The sequence below is a fragment of the Thauera sp. K11 genome, from assembly GCF_002354895.1.
Classification (GTDB): Bacteria; Pseudomonadota; Gammaproteobacteria; order Burkholderiales; family Rhodocyclaceae; genus Thauera; species Thauera sinica.
This window is the reverse complement of record NZ_CP023439.1, coordinates 4,346,334-4,363,209: the sequence shown is the minus strand read 5'-3', so window position 1 is coordinate 4,363,209 and position 16,876 is coordinate 4,346,334. Positions and strand designations below refer to the sequence as shown.

13 protein-coding genes and 1 pseudogene are annotated in these 16,876 nt (G+C 67.8%); all 14 read left to right on the top strand.

Annotated features, from left to right (window positions below; translation table 11 throughout):
- The first annotated feature begins 63 nt into the window (after positions 1-63).
- The 14 genes and pseudogenes from CCZ27_RS19200 to CCZ27_RS19130 all read left to right on the top strand — a co-directional run bounded on the left by CCZ27_RS19200 (position 64) and on the right by CCZ27_RS19130 (position 16,732).
- Complete coding sequence (locus tag CCZ27_RS19200; protein WP_232516467.1) at positions 64-768, top strand: response regulator transcription factor; 705 nt, start codon at positions 64-66, stop codon at positions 766-768.
- A 101-nt stretch (positions 769-869) separates the two neighbouring features.
- Positions 870-1,445: pseudogene (locus tag CCZ27_RS24780) on the top strand (hypothetical protein); the annotation flags it as partial.
- 206 nt (positions 1,446-1,651) lie between these two features.
- On the top strand, positions 1,652-2,230 hold the full coding sequence (locus tag CCZ27_RS24060; RefSeq protein WP_096450861.1) for a sensor histidine kinase: 579 nt from the start codon (positions 1,652-1,654) through the stop codon (positions 2,228-2,230).
- Positions 2,231-2,235: 5 nt separating this feature from the next.
- Complete coding sequence (locus tag CCZ27_RS19185) at positions 2,236-3,168, top strand: LysR family transcriptional regulator (RefSeq protein ID WP_096450859.1); 933 nt, start codon at positions 2,236-2,238, stop codon at positions 3,166-3,168.
- 367 nt (positions 3,169-3,535) lie between these two features.
- Complete coding sequence (locus CCZ27_RS19180; RefSeq protein WP_198363188.1) at positions 3,536-5,269, top strand: FepA family TonB-dependent siderophore receptor; 1,734 nt, start codon at positions 3,536-3,538, stop codon at positions 5,267-5,269.
- Positions 5,270-5,310: 41 nt separating this feature from the next.
- Complete coding sequence (gene tnpA / locus CCZ27_RS19175) at positions 5,311-5,628, top strand: IS66 family insertion sequence element accessory protein TnpA (RefSeq protein ID WP_096449809.1); 318 nt, start codon at positions 5,311-5,313, stop codon at positions 5,626-5,628.
- On the top strand, positions 5,628-5,987 hold the full coding sequence (gene tnpB, locus CCZ27_RS19170; protein ID WP_096449807.1) for an IS66 family insertion sequence element accessory protein TnpB: 360 nt from the start codon (positions 5,628-5,630) through the stop codon (positions 5,985-5,987). The genes tnpA and tnpB overlap by 1 nt, the downstream gene beginning before the upstream one ends.
- A gap of 22 nt (positions 5,988-6,009) precedes the next feature.
- The gene (gene tnpC, locus CCZ27_RS19165; RefSeq protein WP_096449805.1) at positions 6,010-7,788 is read left to right on the top strand and encodes an IS66 family transposase; all 1,779 of its coding nucleotides are present in this window, start codon (positions 6,010-6,012) and stop codon (positions 7,786-7,788) included.
- Positions 7,789-7,812: 24 nt separating this feature from the next.
- Entirely contained in the window at positions 7,813-8,397 is a 585-nt protein-coding gene (locus CCZ27_RS19160) for a TonB-dependent receptor domain-containing protein (RefSeq protein WP_157748636.1), read from the top strand.
- A 209-nt stretch (positions 8,398-8,606) separates the two neighbouring features.
- Positions 8,607-9,536 (top strand): ABC transporter substrate-binding protein, encoded by a 930-nt coding sequence (locus tag CCZ27_RS19155; protein WP_157748635.1) that lies wholly within the window; start codon positions 8,607-8,609, stop codon positions 9,534-9,536.
- A 32-nt stretch (positions 9,537-9,568) separates the two neighbouring features.
- A complete protein-coding gene (locus CCZ27_RS24405; RefSeq protein WP_157748634.1) occupies positions 9,569-10,735 on the top strand; it encodes a Fur family transcriptional regulator in 1,167 nt (388 codons plus the stop codon).
- A 136-nt stretch (positions 10,736-10,871) separates the two neighbouring features.
- Positions 10,872-12,059: an efflux RND transporter periplasmic adaptor subunit gene (locus CCZ27_RS19140; protein WP_096452786.1), complete on the top strand. Its 1,188-nt coding sequence runs from the start codon at positions 10,872-10,874 to the stop codon at positions 12,057-12,059.
- A gap of 39 nt (positions 12,060-12,098) precedes the next feature.
- Positions 12,099-15,233 (top strand): multidrug efflux RND transporter permease subunit, encoded by a 3,135-nt coding sequence (locus CCZ27_RS19135; RefSeq protein ID WP_096450851.1) that lies wholly within the window; start codon positions 12,099-12,101, stop codon positions 15,231-15,233.
- A gap of 5 nt (positions 15,234-15,238) precedes the next feature.
- Positions 15,239-16,732 carry an efflux transporter outer membrane subunit gene (locus CCZ27_RS19130; RefSeq protein WP_096450849.1) on the top strand — a complete coding sequence of 498 codons (1,494 nt, stop codon included), beginning with the start codon at positions 15,239-15,241 and terminating at the stop codon, positions 16,730-16,732.
- Positions 16,733-16,876: the final 144 nt, after the last annotated feature.

Sequence of the window (16,876 nt, the reverse complement as noted above, 5' to 3'; positions counted from 1 at the left end):
CCCGGCCGGGGCGCGCGGGATCGCCGCGCGCGGCGGTAGGATTCGGCCATCGGAAATGTGGCCATGTGGAAAGAGGGCGTGCGCTTGCGGCTGCTACTGGTGGACGACGATGCGGGACTGTGCGAGATGCTGGGCGCCTACCTGCAGGCGGAAGGCTTTGCCGCGACCGCCGTCGGCGACGGCCGCGAGGGCGTCGCCGTCGCGCTGTCCGGACACTACGACGCAGTCATCCTGGACATCATGATGCCGTCGCTCAACGGCCTCGACGCGCTGCGCGAGATCCGCCGGCGCAGCGACATCCCCGTGATCATGCTGACCGCGCGCGGCGACAATCTGGACCGCGTGGTCGGGCTGGAAATGGGCGCGGACGACTACGTGCCCAAGCCCTACGATCCACGCGAACTGGTCGCCCGCGTGCGGGCCGTGCTACGCCGCCAGCCCGTGATCCGCAACGCGGCCCGACCCTTGCGGTATGCCGTGCGGGGCCTGGTGCTCACGCCCGGCATCCGCAAGGTGCACTGGCAGGGGATGCCGGTCGATCTGACCGCTTCCGAATTCAACGTGCTGGAAGCCCTGCTGCGCGCCGGGGGCGCGGTGGTGTCGAAGGACGATCTGTCGCTGCAGGCGCTGGGCCGGCGGCGCGAGCCCTACGACCGCAGCCTGGACGTACATATCAGCAACATCCGCCAGAAGCTGCAGGGCCGCGGCGGCGCGTTCGGCATCGAGACGGTGCGCGGCGTCGGCTACCGCATCGCGGAGGACGGCTGAAATGAAACGCCCCGCGCCTGCACGGTGCGCAAGCCCCTTGCCTCGCGGGAGAGGGCGTGGGCGCCCGTTTCAGCGGTTGCGGGTAGCGCACAGCGCAATGGATGACTGAAATGCGCTCGCGCCTGTTCTGGAAGATCCTGCTCGGCTTCTGGCTGACCATCCTGTGCATGCTGCAAGGGGTGTGGATGGCCTACGCGGTGCTGTGGGGCGAGCGCGAGTCCTACGACTGGTCGGTGGCGCAGATCGTCGCGCCCTACCAGTTGACGGCCGCCCGGCTGGCCATCGAGGCCGGCGGCATCGCCAGGCTGGAGGAAGTCTCGCGCGGCTGGGACGACCACGAATGGAACCGCCTGTCCGTGGCCGAGGCGGGGGCCGCGGAGCGGCCGCCGGACGGCAGCGGGGTCGTCAGCGTCGAGGCGACCGACCCGGATGCCCGCGTCTGGCGGTTGAGCTACACGATGCCGGCGGAGAAATGGCGCGACGCGCACCGCGATCACGGCTATTCGTGGTTCTATCTGCCGCTGGAGTGGGCGATTCCCGCCGGCCTTGGCGGGCTGCTCTTCAGCGCCGCCCTGGCCTGGTACCTGACCCGCCCCATCGAACTGCTGCGGCGGGGGTTTCGCAAGCTTGCCGGCGGCCAGTTGAACACCCGCCTGCAGCCCGGCATCGGCCGCCGGCGCGACGAGATCGCCGATCTGGCCCAGGACTTCGACCGCATGGCCGAACGCCTGCAGCAACTGGTCGCCGCCCGCGACCAGTTGCTCCATGACGTCAGCCATGAACTGCGCTCGCCGCTGGCCCGGCTGAATCTGGCCGTGGCGCTGGCCGGCAGGAAGGACGGGGGGAGGGCAGCGCGCCGCCGCTCGCCCGCATCGAGGCGGAGGTGGCGCGCCTGGACAAGCTGGTCGGGGAGTTGCTGTCACTGTCGCGGCGCGAGAGCGGCGCGGCGGAACTGGACTCCTATTTCGACATGCGCGAGCTGGCGGACGCGGTGGTGGCCGATGCCCGCTTCGAAGCCGGCGCCAAGGACATCGCCATCGAATGCCAGGCCCGCGGCGCATCCCCGGCCTTGGTCCAGGGCGATGCCGAACTCATCCGGCGGGCGCTGGAAAACGTGGTGCGCAATGCCGTCCAGCATTCCACCGCGGGCGGCCGCGTCGACGTCCGGCTGGACCTGGACGCCGCCGCGCACAGGGTCATCGTGGAAGTGGCGGATCGCGGGCCCGGCGTGCCCGACGAAGACCGCGAACGCATGGCGGAGCCGTTCGTGCGCCTGCGTGCCGGCGAGGCGCGGGCGGGCTACGGCCTGGGGCTGGCCATCGCCCGGCGGGCGCTGCACAGCCACGGTGGCACCCTGCGTTTTGCCAACCGCGCCGGCGGCGGCCTGTGCGCGACGCTGAGCCTGCCGCTGGCGGACGTGGCGCCGCATCTGGCCGACCCGGCCTTCGACGGAGAGGGCTGAAACGGATGACGAACAAGCTCGACGACGTCGACCTGAATCAACTGCGCGTGCTGGTGACGCTGCTGGAAACGCGCAGCGTGACCCGCAGCGCGCTGCAGCTCGGCATCAGCCAGCCCAGCGTCAGCCGGGCGCTGGAGGCGCTGCGCAAGACCTTCGGCGACCCGCTGCTGGTCAAGACCAATGCCGGCATGACGCCGACCCGGCGCGCCGAGGCGCTGCGCGAACCGCTGTACCACTGGCTGGCGGCCACGCGCGGCATCCTGCGCGGCCGGGGCGGCGGCGCCGGGGACGGGACTGCCGGGGACGTGATTGCGGGGCACATCCGCCTGGCTTCCACCGACTACGGCGTGCTGTCCGTGATCGAACCGGCCCTGCCGGACATCCTGGCGCAGGCACCGGAGCTGTATGTGGACATCTGCGAACTCAGCCCGGAAAACCTCAACCAGTTGAGCAGCGGCGCCGTCGATGTCGTGGTCAGCGGCTGGGATTCCGACCCCGGCCGGGTCCATGAACGGCATCTGTTCCGCGACGGTCTGTGCTGCATCTTCCGCGCCGGCCACCCCCTGGCCGCGGCCGGTCTTGACGCGCCGCTGTCCTTCGACGAACTGCTCGACTGGCCGCACATCATGCTCTCCGTGCATGCGGTGGACATCGATCCGCTGGCGCCCCATCTGCGCACGTCGGAGCGGCCGCGCAGGGTCGCCGCGCGTCTGCCCTACCTGGTCTCCGCCTTGCCGCTGCTGCAAAGAACCGACGCCATCCTGGTCGGCCCGGTCCGCTCGCTGCGCAGGCTGTCCCTGGGCCTGCAACTGGCCACGCGGCCGGCACCGGTCGAACTCGGTGCGTTCGACTACTGGCTGTACTGGCACGAACGCAGCCGCCGTGATCCCGTGGTGATGTGGTTCGTCGAGGTGCTTGCCCGGGCGGTGGTCCGCTAGAACCCGTCTCCGATCCGGCCGCCGGCAAGTCGCCCGGCCACGCCCCGGAGGTGCGGCGGACGACGCCGATTGCGTGTTCGAAATGCGAATAATCATCATTCACACTTCGAAAGTGCCAATCCATAAACTCGCCGTTCCCGTGCCGGAAATCGCCGCGCGCTGCTGAAAGGGCGCCGGCATCCCGTACGGAGAGGGGTATTTCCAGCGCCAGCGGAAACACGACGGTCGTAACCAGATAGCCAAAGTCATTCCTCGATGATTCAGCCAACGATTCCGACAAACGCTCCCGGGCGGACAGGTATTCCCGGATACCTGCCGGGTGGCTGTCTGTCCGCAGGCTGTTCTTGACAATCAGGAGTGCAATGCAATGGCGAGAAACCGTCGGCTGGCGCCTGCCAGTCTGTTCATGCCCTGCCTGCTCGGCGCCGCGATCAACGCGGCCTGGGCGCAGGATTCCAGCCCGGCCGGGAACACCGAGGGAGTCGTAACCCTGAAGGAAGTCAAGGTGATCGCCGCCGGTGAGCAGATCAAGCAGGCGCCCGGCGTCTCCACCATCACGGCGGAGCAGATCGAGCGCACGCCGGTCACCAACGACGTCTCGGAAATCGTCCGCCGCCAGCCCGGCGTCAACCTCACCGGCAACACCTCCACCGGCGCGCGCGGCAACAACCGGCAGATCGACATCCGCGGCATGGGGCCGGAAAACACGCTGATCCTGATCGACGGCAAGCCGGTGCTGTCGCGCAACTCGGTGCGCTACGGCGTGGGCGGTGAGCGCGACACGCGCGGCGACAGCAACTGGGTGCCGGCAGAGGCCATCGAGAGCATCGAGGTACTGCGCGGCCCGGCCGCGGCGCGCTACGGCTCCGGCGCCGCCGGCGGCGTGGTCAATATCCGCACCAAGGCCCCCACCGAGCGGACCTTCAACCTCAACCTCTACACGAACATTCCGGAAGACGCCGACGAGGGCGATACCCAGCGCGTCAACGTGCTGGCCGCCGGTCCGATCAACGAGGCGTTGTCCTACCGTCTCTACGGCAACTACAGCGTCACCGACAACGACAAGAGCAGCGTCAACCCCGATCCGGCCTTCGACGGCCGGGCCTTCTCCTCCTATGCCGGCCGCGAGGGCGTCAAGAATCGCGACCTCAGCGGCCGCCTGAGCTGGCGCCTGAACGCCGAGCACCGCATCGACTTCGATGCGTCCTGGAGCCGCCAGGGCAACAAGTTCGCCGGCGATTCGCTCCACAGCTACATCTTTGCCGACACGGACGATCCAAGCCGCATCGACAACGACTATTCGGCGCTGATCGGCAAGGAAACCAATCGCCTGACCCGCAAGGCCGCATCGATCACCCACTTCGGCCGCTATGCCTTCGGCACCTCGGAGAGCTACCTCCAGTACGAGCGCACCGACAACCGGCGTCTCGGCGAAGGGCTGGGCGGCGCGGTCGAAGGCACCATCCAGACCGGCGCGGACCGCCACTGGAACGAAACCCGCCTGAACAACTTCAACGCCAAGTCGGAGTTCCATATTCCGCTGAGGCTGGGCCTCGACCAGGTGCTGACCGCGGGAGCCGAATTCCGCCGCGAATCCATGGACGACCCCGGCTCCATCGCCATGGACCTGCCCGCCGGCACCCACTTCGGCGGCATTCCGGTGAATGCGGCGGAGCGCTCCACCCACGCCAAGGCACGGCTGTTCGGCGTGTACGTGGAAGACAACCTCTACGTCGGCGACAGGCTGATCCTCACGCCCGGCCTGCGCTTCGACCACCACAGCGAGTTCGGCGACAACACCAGCCCGAGCCTGAACGCCGCGTACCAGATCGACCGCCAGCTCACCCTCAAGGGCGGCATCGCGCGCGCCTACAAGGCGCCCAACCTGTACCAGCTCAACCCCAACTACGTCTACAACAGCCGCGGCAACGGGTGCTGGGCAATGGTGGGGCCGTGCTACATCCTCGGCAACCCCGATCTGGACCCGGAAATCAGCATCAACAAGGAAATCGGCCTCGCCTTCCGGAACGACACCGGCTGGGCGGCCGGCCTGACCTACGTAAGCGCTCCACGAACCCCATCCTTATGTAGTCCCGGGTGAGCCGGCATGCTTTGGCTTCCGTTTTTTCAGTGAGCACGAGCATGTCGGAGCGCAGTACGTTCTGGTTGTCGCACCTGTCGGCAATCGAAGCCGAGGGCATTACCACAAAGGCGTACGCCGAGCGCGAAGGGCTGTCGCCACAGGCGCTCTATCAGTGGCGCAAGCGCCTGGTAGCCGGTGGCCGTGGTAGCCGCGCCAAGCTTGGCGGATTCGTCCCGATCCAGATCGAACCCTCGATGGCGGCCCGCGCGGGCTGCACGGTGGTGATCGATGCACAGTTGCGGCTCGAGTGCGCGACACTGCCGGGCGTCGACTGGCTCGCCGCGCTGTCGGCAGCCCTTGCCGAGCGGGGGCGCTGATGCACCCGGGGCATTCGATCGGCGCGGTGTATCTGTACCGGCCGGCGATCGACTTCCGCAAGTCCATCGGCGGGCTGTCGGCGCTGGTCGAGCAGGAGCTGGGGCTGAACCCGTTCGGCGACGCGCTGTATCTGTTCATCAACCGCCGCCGCGACAAGCTCAAGGCGCTGTACTGGCACCGAAATGGCTTCTGCCTCTGGTACAAGCGGCTGGAAGCCGAGCGTTTCGCCTGGCCTTCGACCGAGGCCGGTGAGCCCCCCTGCGTACTCACGATGAAGGAGCTCGAATGGTTGCTCGAGGGCTTTGATCTGTGGGCGGCCAGGCCACATAAAACACTGCAATACCAATCAGTTACGTAGCATAATCGGGTATAATTGCGGCATGCCGCACCGCCCCGCCGACCCGCTCTCGAACTCCGCCGTTGGCGTGTGCGCATCCGTCCTCCCCGCGCAGTTGCCCGACGATCCGACTGCACTCAAGGTCTTGCTGCTGGCGCAGCAGCGTGCCTTCGAGGCGCGTGAAGCCGAACGACAGGCAGCCCTCGAGGCCCGGGAGGCCGCATTCCAGCAAGCCATTGATGCCCGGCAGGCCGCACTTCAGAAAGCGTTCGATGCCCGCGAGCTTGAACGCCAAAGAGCCTTCGATGCGCGGGAGGCGGAACTGCACAAAGCCTTCGAGGCACGCATCCTCGAGCTCTACGAGCAATTGCGTCTGGCGCGTCGGCGCATGTTCGGGCCCAGCAGCGAATCGCACGCGGGCCAGGGGTGGCTCTTCGACGAGGCCGAGGCGCTGGTCGAGTCCGCGCCCGAGGCGGGCGACACCGCAACCTTGCCGCCGCCGGCCACCGAGACGACGGGGGAGACGCCCGCCGACACCGGCAAGAAGAAGGCGCGCGGCAAGCGCAAGCCCTTGCCGGTCGAGCTGCCGCGCATCGACGTCGTCCACGACGTCCCCGAAGCCGAGCGCACCTGCGCCTGCGGCACACCCATGGTCGAGATCGGCCAGGACGTCAGCGAACAGCTCGACATCGTCCCGATGCAGGTGCGTGTGCTGCGCCATATCCGCAAGCGCTACGGCTGCCCCCAGGGCGACCAGGCGCCGGTCACCGCCCGCGCCCCAGCGCAGGTGCTGCCCAAGAGCAACGCCAGCAACGACCTCCTGGCGATGCTGCTCGTCACCAAGTACGTCGATGGGCTGCCGCTGGCGCGTTTCGAGTACGTGCTCGCTCGCGCGGGCGTGCTCGTGCCGCGTCAGACCCTGGCCCGCTGGGTGATCGGCACCGCCCGGGCGCTGCAGCCGCTCGCCAACCTGATGCGCGACGTGCTGCTCGGGCACGACGTCATCCACATGGACGAGACCCCGGTGCAGGTGCTCAAGGAGCCTGGCCGGGCAGCCACGAGCAAGAGCCAGATGTGGGTGCAGCGCGGCGGCCCGCCGGGTAAGCCGGTGGTCCTCTTCGAGTACGATCCGAGCCGCGCGCAGGCGGTGCCCTTACGCCTGCTCGAAGGCTGGAAGGGGCATCTGATGGCCGACGGGCTCGAGAGCTACGGCGCGATCTCCTTCACCGAAGGGGTGACCCGGCTCGGCTGCTGGGTGCATGCGAGGCGTCGTTTCGTCGACGCCGGCAAGGTGCTGCCCGCCGGTAAGCGCGGCCGGGCCCACGAAGCCCTGGCCCTGATCAGCAAGCTCTACGCCATCGAGAAGGACGCACGCGGACTCAATGACGCCGAGCGCCTGGTGCTACGCCAGAGCAGAAGCCGCGCCGTCATCGACGAACTGCGCCGCTGGCTCGATCAAGCGCTCCCCACCGTGCCGCCCACCTCGGTGCTCGGCGGTGCGCTGGGCTACCTGCATCGGCAGTGGCCGCGCCTGATCCGGTACCTCGAGCGCGGCGATCTGCCGATCGACAACAACCCGGCCGAGAATGCCATCCGTCCCTTCGTCATTGGGAGGAAGGCGTGGCTCTTCTCGGACACCCAAGCCGGGGCGCGCGCCAGCGCGCTGCTCTACTCGCTGGTCGAAACCGCCAAAGCCAACGGCTTCGAGCCGTATCTGTGGCTGCGCCACGTGCTGCGCGCCTTGCCCGCTGCGACCACCGTCGAACATTTCGAGGCCCTCCTGCCCTGGAATCTCAAGGCTGAGCAGTTGATCACGGCGTAGCGGGCTCGGGGAAGGATGGGGTTCGTGGAGCGCTTACTGACCTACTTCCACAACCGCTACAAGAACCGCATCGGCGCCGGCCGCGTCATCCTGGCCACGGTGGACGGCGGCACGGGTCCGTGGGGCCCCGTGACCAACGTGATCCAGCGCTGGGAAAACAGCGGCCCGGCGACCATTGCCGGCTGGGAAGGCAACCTCACCGTGCCGCTTGCCAGGACGCTGGAGTGGTCGAGCAACTTCACCTACATGAGCAAGTCGGAGGACGACCGGGGCCAACCCCTGTCGCTGGTGCCCGACTACACCCTCAATACCTGGCTGGACTGGCAGGTCAGCGGGGCGTTGAACGCGAACCTGGGCGTTACCCGCTACGGCGAGATCGAGGCGCGCACCGCCAGCCTGCAGACCGGCTCGGCTGCGGCGGTCACCGACAGCCGCGATGCCTACACGCTGGTCAACCTGGGCCTGAACTACCAGCTCAACAAGACCTTCCGCGTCAACGCCGGGGTGAAGAACCTCTTCGACAAGCAGTTGCAGCGCACCGGCAGAGGGGCCAACACCTACAACGAACCCGGCCGCAGCTTCTACCTGGGGCTGAACGTCTCGATCTGACCATCGGCATACGGCGGCACCGTCTGCAGGGTGCCGCGGTACCACCCGCCGCCACCAGAGGAAACCCCATGCAAATATCAGCCTGGCCATCCATCTTGTACCGCTTGGCAGGTCTGGCCCTCGTCGCCGGCATCAGTGCCGGTGCGGCACGGGCGGCGCCAGCCGACGCCGTGCCGGCGCGTGTTTTCCAGCATGCCCAGGGCGAAGCCGTGATCGAGCAGATCCCCCGCCGCGTCGCCGTGCTCGACTTGGGCGTGCTGGACATCCTGCAGGCCATCGGTGCAGAAGCGGCGGTGGCAGGCGTGCCCGGGCTGGAAGAAAAGTACTGGCCCGAGCACCTGAAGCGCTTCAATGTCTCCGCGTACGCGCCGGTGGGCGACCTGTTCGAGCCCGACATGGAAGCGCTGAAAAGGCTCAAACCGGATCTCATCATCGTCGGCAGCCGCACGGCGGGCAAGCTGGAGGCGCTCGGCGCCATTGCGCCGACCCTCGATATGACGGTCGAGGACGCGGCCTTCATGCCTTCGGTAACGCACAACATCCTGACCCTGGGCCGCATCCTCGACCGCGAGCGGCAGGCCGGCGCCGTGGCGGAGAAACTGCTGGGGCAGGTGCGCCGGTTGCGTGGCAAGGCGGCGAAAGCGGGCAGCGGGCTGCTGCTGTTCGGATTCGGCGACAGTCTGTCGGTGCAGTATCCGCAAACCCGTTTCGGCGTGGTCTATGAGCTGTTGGGACTGCCACCATCGGTTTCCGCCGCCGAGGCGCCGCCGCCCTACATCCCGCGCCGCGCCAGCGGCCCCGGGCCGGCGCCCGGTTCGCCCGAGGCCCGGGCCGCTGAAGCCCGCATGGCCGCGGAGATGAAGAAATGGGCCGAGGAAGAAGCGCAACGCATCGACGGCGTATTGCAGCGCGAACCGGACTGGCTGCTGGTGATCGACCGCAGTGCCGCATTCGGCGAGCGCACCGATGCCGGCGCCATCCTCGCGGCGAACGGCACCGTCACCCGCAGCAAGGCCTGGCAGGCCCGGCGGGTCGTGCACCTGGATGGCCGTGACTGGTATCTGGCCGCCGGCGGTCCCGCGATGCTGGAAAAGACCCTCGACCAGTTCGCCCGGGCCTTGGCTTCCCGGAACCCCTGAGCGATGCGTCCGCGCGCTGCGCGGCGGAACGGATGGACAGAGCACTTTTCAGCCCTGCAGAAACGTGGCGCGTCAGCGACAAATTGCGTCGGGTCGGCCTGAGGGTCACGGTGCCTCGGCTGGCCGTGTTGAAGGCGATGGAGGAAGCCGCCGCGCCGATCGGCGTTGCCGATATCCAGCGCGCACTGCTGCGCTTTGGTTCCGGGGTGGCGCAACCGTCGATCTATACCACCCTCAAGCAGTTCGAGGGGGCCAAGCTCATCAGGCAAGTACATCCATACGGCGGCAAGCCGCTGTATGCGCTGTACGTCATGGCGGATCGCGAAGCGTTTGCCCAATCTGCCCTGGTCTGCAGCCAATGTGGCGAACAACGGCGGATCGCCGATGAGCGTATCGACTTGCTGGCCAAGGCCTTGTGCGCCGAATACGGCCATGAACTCGAAGGCCATCAGTTCGCCGTGCAAGGCAGATGCCCCCGATGCGCATCCCGGTCCGGTGCAGAGCGCGATACGCGCCGATGGCCAGGCGAGGCCGGGGGCGGCGACATGGACGACGGTGCATCCGCCCCGCTTGCCTCATCCGGCGCGGGCGCCGCAGAGGAAGGCGCGTTCCACCAGCGTTGCCAGACCGCTCCTGGCCACCCGGCCGCGGCGCTCGGCGTCCACCAGGCCAACCACCGTGGATACCCAGAGTTCGGAGAGCGCGGGCGCGGGGATGTCGATGCGGAAAAAGCCTTCCTGCTGACCGCGCAGGAAGAACCTGTCCAGGGCGGCGTCCCAGCCTGCCTCCGTGTCCGGATTCCACGATGCTTCTTTCCAGTAATACATCACGAATGCGGTCAATTCCCGGTGCTCCACGTTGTTGGCGATCAGGCGGCTGAGCGCCTCCGGTACGGGGGCGGTTTCCAGCTCCGCCGTTTCGATGGCCCTGCTGAAAACCTCGGTGCAGTGGCCCATCAGCCGTTCGATCAGTTGCTCGCGGGTCCGGCAGAAGCGGTACAGCGTGGTCTTGCTGATCCCGATGGCGCGGGCGAGTTCCTGCAGGGAGGCGCGGGGGTGATCGACGAGCGCCAGTGCCAGGGAAGACAGGATCCGCCTGTCTTCCGTCTCAGTGCCAAAGTCGTCATCTCAACTCGCTTGGTTCCAATTCGGCGGAAGGGGGCGATATTGAACCATGTAAGGACCAGAAATGCACGATGAGGCAGGTTCTGGCGGATGTCGGGCTCAAACCTTCGTGAAGGTTTTATTTTGGGTCTAGTGAATCAGAAATGATTTTTTCGAATCGTTGTCGTATCATCCAATTCCTTTGTGAAACATGCCCTGGAAGGTCTTCCCGATGAAGAGTCTAAGAACGCGGCAACTGCCCCTGCTCATGCTCGTTGCGGCGGGGTTGGCCGCTGGATGCGGCCAGAAGCAGAGCGCTTCCGGACCGGAGACGTCCTCCTCCCTGCCGGTCGAAGCGATCACCGTCGAGGCGCAGCCGCTGGCGCTGTCGAGTGAACTGCCCGGCCGCATCGAGCCTTTCCGGGTGGCTGAGGTGCGCGCCCGCGTGGCCGGCATCGTGCTCAGCCGCAACTTCACCGAAGGCGCGGACGTCAAGGCCGGCCAGGTGTTGTTCCAGATCGACCCGGCGCCATTCAAGGCCGCGCTGTCGCGCGCCCAGGGCGAACTGGCGCGCGCCGAGGCCGCATTGGCCGACGCCCAGGCCGTAGTGCGGCGCTATGGGCCGCTGGTGGCGGTCGAGGCGGTCAGCCAGCAGGATTTCGACGCCGCGCAGGCCACTTTCAAGAGTGCGCAGGCCGCCCGCCAGTCGGCGTTGGCGGAAGTCGAAACCGCGCGCCTGAACCTGGGCTATGCCACGGTGGTGGCGCCGATCTCCGGGCGCATCGGCCGGGCCCAGGTCACGGAGGGGGCGCTGGTCGGCCAGGGCGAGACCACGGCGCTGGCGACGATCCAGCAGATCGACCGGGTCTACGCCGACTTCAAGCAGCCCGTCGCGGATGTGCTGCGCCTGCGCGATGCGCTGGCGGCCGGCCGGCTGACGCAGGAGCCGGACAAGGGCGCGCCGATCTCGGTCACGATCGATGGCACCGGCCAGCGGCGCGAGGGGCGCCTGCTGTTTTCCGACATCACCGTCGATCGCAACACCGGGCAGATCTCGCTGCGCGGGCAGTTCGACAACCCGGATGGCCTGTTGCTGCCGGGCATGTATGTGCGCGTGCATGTCGGTCAAAGCACCGACCCCAAGGCGATCCTGGTCCCGCAGCGGGCGATCAAGCGCGGCACCGATGGCAAGTCGCAGGTCTTGGCGGTTGGCCGGGATGACCGCATCGAAGTGCGGCCGGTGGTGACCGGCGCAACACACGGTACTGCGTGGCACGTCCTGGAGGGGCTGGCTCCCGGCGACCGGGTGGTGGTCGATGGTCAGGCCAATCCGGGCGACAAGGTCAGCATCGTGGCGCGCGCCACCTCGAAGGATGGAAAGCCCGAAGCCGAACCCGCTGCCGGCGCGGCGCGCGACTGACGCGCGCGGACATCGCGGCACCGCTTCCGAGGACACGACATGCTTTCCAAATTCTTCATCGACCGCCCGAACTTCGCCTGGGTGATCGCGATCTTCATCGTCCTGGCAGGGTTGCTGGCGCTGCCTTCGCTGCCCGTTTCCCAGTATCCGACCGTGGCGCCGCCGCAAATCTCGATCTGGGCGGTCTATCCGGGGGCTTCGGCGCAGACCGTGGTCGAATCGGTGACCAGCGTCATCGAGGAAGAGCTCAACGGCGCCAAGGGCCTGTTGTACTACGAGTCGTCCAGCAGCTCGGCCGGCATCGGCGAGATCTCCGTCACCTTTGCTCCCGGCACCGATCCGGATCTGGCGCAGGTGGACGTGCAGAACCGCATCAAGAAGGCCGAGGCGCGGCTGCCGGCCCCGGTGATCCAGCAGGGCTTGCAGATCGAGCAGGCCAGCGCCGGTTTCCTGATGATCTATTCGCTGACCTACAAGGGCGACGATTCCGGCAAGGACGTGGTCGGCCTGGCCGACTTCGCCGCGCGCAACGTCAACAATGAGATCCGCCGGGTGGATGGCGTCGGCAAGGTGCAGTTCTTTGGTGCCGAGGCGGCCATGCGGGTATGGGTCGATCCGCAGAAGCTGATCGGCTACGGCCTGTCGGTGGCCGACGTCAACGCCGCCATCGCCGCGCAGAACGTGCAGGTGCCGGCCGGCAGCTTCGGCGGCCGGCCGGGTGCCGCCGACCAGGAACTGAGTGCGACCATCGTGGTGAAGGGCATGCTCGATACGCCGGAGGAGTTCGGGCGCATCGTGCTGCGCGCCAATGCCGACGGCTCGAAGGTGATCCTGTCCGACGTCGCCCGCCTGGAGGTCGGCCGCCAGGACTACAACTTCGAGTTGCTCGACAGCGGCAGGAAGGCGGTCGGCGCGGCGGTGCAACTGCGTCCGGGCGCCAACGCGCTGCAGACGGCCGAGGCGGTGAAGAAGCGGTTGGACGAATTGTCGGCGAGTTTCCCCGCCGACATCGAGTATTCGGTGCCCTACGACACCTCGCGCTTCGTCGACGTCGCCATCAAGAAAGTGATCCAGACCCTGGCCGAAGCCGTGCTGCTGGTGTTCCTGGTGATGTTCCTGTTCCTGCAGAACTTCCGCTACACGCTGATTCCCTCCATCGTCGTGCCCGTGTGCCTGGCCGGCACCTTGGCAGTGATGTACGCGCTCGGGTTCTCGGTGAACATGATGACCATGTTCGGCATGGTGCTGGCCATCGGCATCCTGGTCGACGATGCCATCGTGGTGGTCGAGAACGTCGAGCGCATCATGTCGGAGGAAGGCCTGCCGCCGCACGAAGCCACGGTCAAGGCGATGGGCCAGGTGTCCGGCGCGATCGTCGGCATCACCCTGGTGCTGACCGCGGTGTTCCTGCCGCTGGCCTTCATGAGCGGTTCGGTCGGTGTGATCTACCAGCAGTTTTCGCTGTCGCTGGCGGTGTCCATCCTGTTCTCCGGCTTCCTGGCGCTGACTCTGACGCCGGCATTGTGCGCCACGCTGCTCAAGCCGATCCCCAAGGGCCATCACGACGAGAAGAAGGGCTTCTTCGGCTGGTTCAACCGCCGCTTCGCGGCGCTCACCGAACGCTTCGAGTGGCTGAACTCGCGGCTGCTGCGCCGCAGCGGGCGCTACATGGCGATCTATGCGCTCATCGTGGTGGTGCTGGGTTTCCTGTACGCGCGCCTGCCGGAATCCTTCGTGCCGATCGAGGATCAGGGCTATTACATCGTCGATATCCAGTTGCCGCCAGGCGCGAGCTACACGCGCACCCGCGCGGTGGTGGACGAACTGGAAAGCTACATGCTCGGCCGCGACACGAATCGGGCCAGCACGATGATCATGGGTTTCAGCTTCTCCGGCACGGGCCAGAACGCAGGTCTGGGCTTCCCGACGCTGAGGGATTGGTCCGAGCGCAATCGAAGCGCCGCCGACGAGGTGATCGCGTTCAACGCCCGCTTCGGCGGCATGACCCAGGCCCGCGTCATGGCGGTGGACCCGCCGCCCATCGACGGCATGGGCAATGCCAGCGGTTTCTCTCTGCGTCTGCAGGATCGCGGCGGCGTGGGACGCGATACGCTGGTCGCCGCTCGTGGCCAACTGCTGCACAAGGCCAGCACGTCTCCAGTCATCGCCTACGCGATGATGGAAGGGCTGGAGGACGCGCCGCAACTGCGCCTGGACATCGACCGCGAGAAGGCCGAGGCGCTGGGCGTGGGCTTTGGCGCGATCAGCACCGCGCTGTCCACCGCCTACGGCTCGGCCACCGTCGCCGACTTCGCCAACGTCGGCCGCTTGCAGCGTGTGGTGGTGCAGGCCGACGTCAAGGACCGCATGACGCCGGAGAGCATCCTGCGACTGTATGTGCCCAATGCCCGCGGCGAACAGGTACCGCTGGGCGCATTCGCCAGCACGAAGTGGGAAACCGGCCCGGTGCAGATCTCCCGCTACAACGGCTACCCGGCGTTCAAGATCAGCGGCGACGCCGCGCCCGGGCACAGTACCGGCGAGGCGATGGCCGAACTGGAAAAGATCGTCGCCGAACTGCCGGAGGGCATCGGCTACGAATGGACCGGCCTGTCCTACCAGGAAAAGGCGGCCGGCGCGCAGGCGCCGATGCTGCTGGCGCTGTCGTTCCTGGTGGTGTTCCTGCTGCTGGTGGCGCTGTACGAGAGCTGGTCCATCCCGGCCTCGGTGATGCTGATCGTGCCCATCGGCGCGCTCGGCTCGGTACTGGCGGTGACGCTGCTGGGCATGCCCAACGATGTGTACTTCAAGGTTGGCCTGATCACCATCATCGGGCTGGCGGCGAAGAACGCCATCCTGATCGTCGAATTCGCCAAGAGTCTGCGCGAAGAGGGGCTCGCGCTGGCCGATGCGGCGATCCAGGCGGCGCGGCTGCGCTTCCGTCCCATCATCATGACCTCGCTGGCCTTCATCCTCGGCGTGGTGCCGCTGGCCATCGCCACCGGCGCCGGCGCGGCCAGCCAGCACGCCATCGGCATCGGCGTGATCGGCGGCATGCTGACCGCCACCACACTCGGCGTGATCCTCGTGCCGATCTTCTTTGTCTGGGTGCTGTCGCGGTCCAAGCGCAAGGAAACCTCTGCATTGCCCGCGCCCCGCGCGGCCGAGGAGTGAGCTCGATGAAAACCTTTCCTCATGGTTCCCGCAGGGGCCTCAGGCTGGCCGTGTGCGGCGCGAGCCTCGCCCTGGCCGGCTGCTCGCTGGCGCCCATCCACGAACGCCCCGCGGCGCCCATTCCCGCCCAGTGGGAGGCGGCACCGCCTGCCGCCGGCAGTGCCGCGCCGGCATCCTCGGCCGCCGTCCTCGACTGGCAGACCTTCGTCACCGACAAAGACTTGCGCGAGCTGATCGACCTGGCACTGGCCAACAACCGCGATCTGCGCCAGACCTTGCTCGACGTCGAGGCGGCGCGGGCGATGTATCGCGTCCAGCGCGCCGACCGTCTGCCGGGGCTGGAGGTACGGGGCGACGGCACGCGCCAGCGTGTCCCGGACGACCTGGCGGGTACCGGCGAGGCGCAGATTCAGAGCCGCTACCAGGCCGGCGTGGGCCTGGCCGCCTTCGAACTGGACTTGTTCGGCCGCGTGCGCAACCTGTCGGAAGCGGCCTTGGAGGAATACCTGGCGACTGAAGAAGCCGCCCTCGGCACGCGGATCAGCCTGGTCGCCGAAGTCATCCATGCCTACCTGGCGCGCGACGGCGCCCAGCGGCGTTACCGCTTGACCGAGCAGACCCTGCAATCACGGGAAGCCTCGCTGCGATTGACCGCCCTGCGCCGCAGCGCCGGGACGGCCACCGCACTCGACCACCAGGAAGCCCTGGGGCTGGCCGAGCAGGCCCGGGCGGAGCTGGAGCGTATCACCCGCGAACTTCGCCAGGCCGGCAATGCGCTTGTTCTGTTGACCGGGGTGGAGGATTTGCGTCCCTATCCGGCGGCACAACTGGCCGCGGATACCGTACTGGTGCAGGATATCGCCGCCGGCACGCCCTCCGGGCTGCTGGCCCAGCGCCCCGACATCCGCGCCGCCGAGCACCGGCTGCGGGCGCGCAACGCCAGCATCGGCGCGGCACGTGCAGCCTTCTTCCCGCGCATCTCGCTGACCGGGCTGTTCGGCAGCGCCAGCGCGGAACTGTCGGACCTGTTCGAGGGCGGCCAGCGCGCCTGGTCGTTCGCGCCTCAGATCACCTTGCCGCTCTTCGACGGCGGGCGCAACCGCGCCAACCTGGACCTGGCCACGCTCAGGAAGGACATCGCCGTGGCCGCCTACGAGCAGACCGTCCAGGCCGCCTTCCGCGAGGTCGCCGATGCCCTGGCTGCCACCGATACCCTGCGCCGGGAGGAAGCGGCACGGCGCGCGCTGGCGAACAGCAGCCGGGAAGCGCTGCGCTTGTCGGAGGCGCGCTGGCGTGCCGGCGTGGACAGCCATCTGCGCTATCTGGATGCTCAGCGCAACGCGCTGGCCAACGAACTGAGCTTCATCGAGGTCGGCACCCAGCGGCAGGTCGCCCTGGCCACCTTGTTCAAGACCCTGGGGGGCGGCTGGCCCGCCGGTGATGCCGGCCACACCCTTGGGGAGCATGCGCGCCAGGATCCGGGCGCCGGGCCTGATTGATGGTTGTTCTCGCCAGCGCCTCGCTGGTGGCTGGGGTACGCTCGAGCCCATCGAAGGTTCGGGCCCTCTGCGGACATCCGCCGATGAATTCGAGCCGTTCAGCCCCTTCGGGCGCAACCGCGAAGGCGGCTTGCCCGACAACGA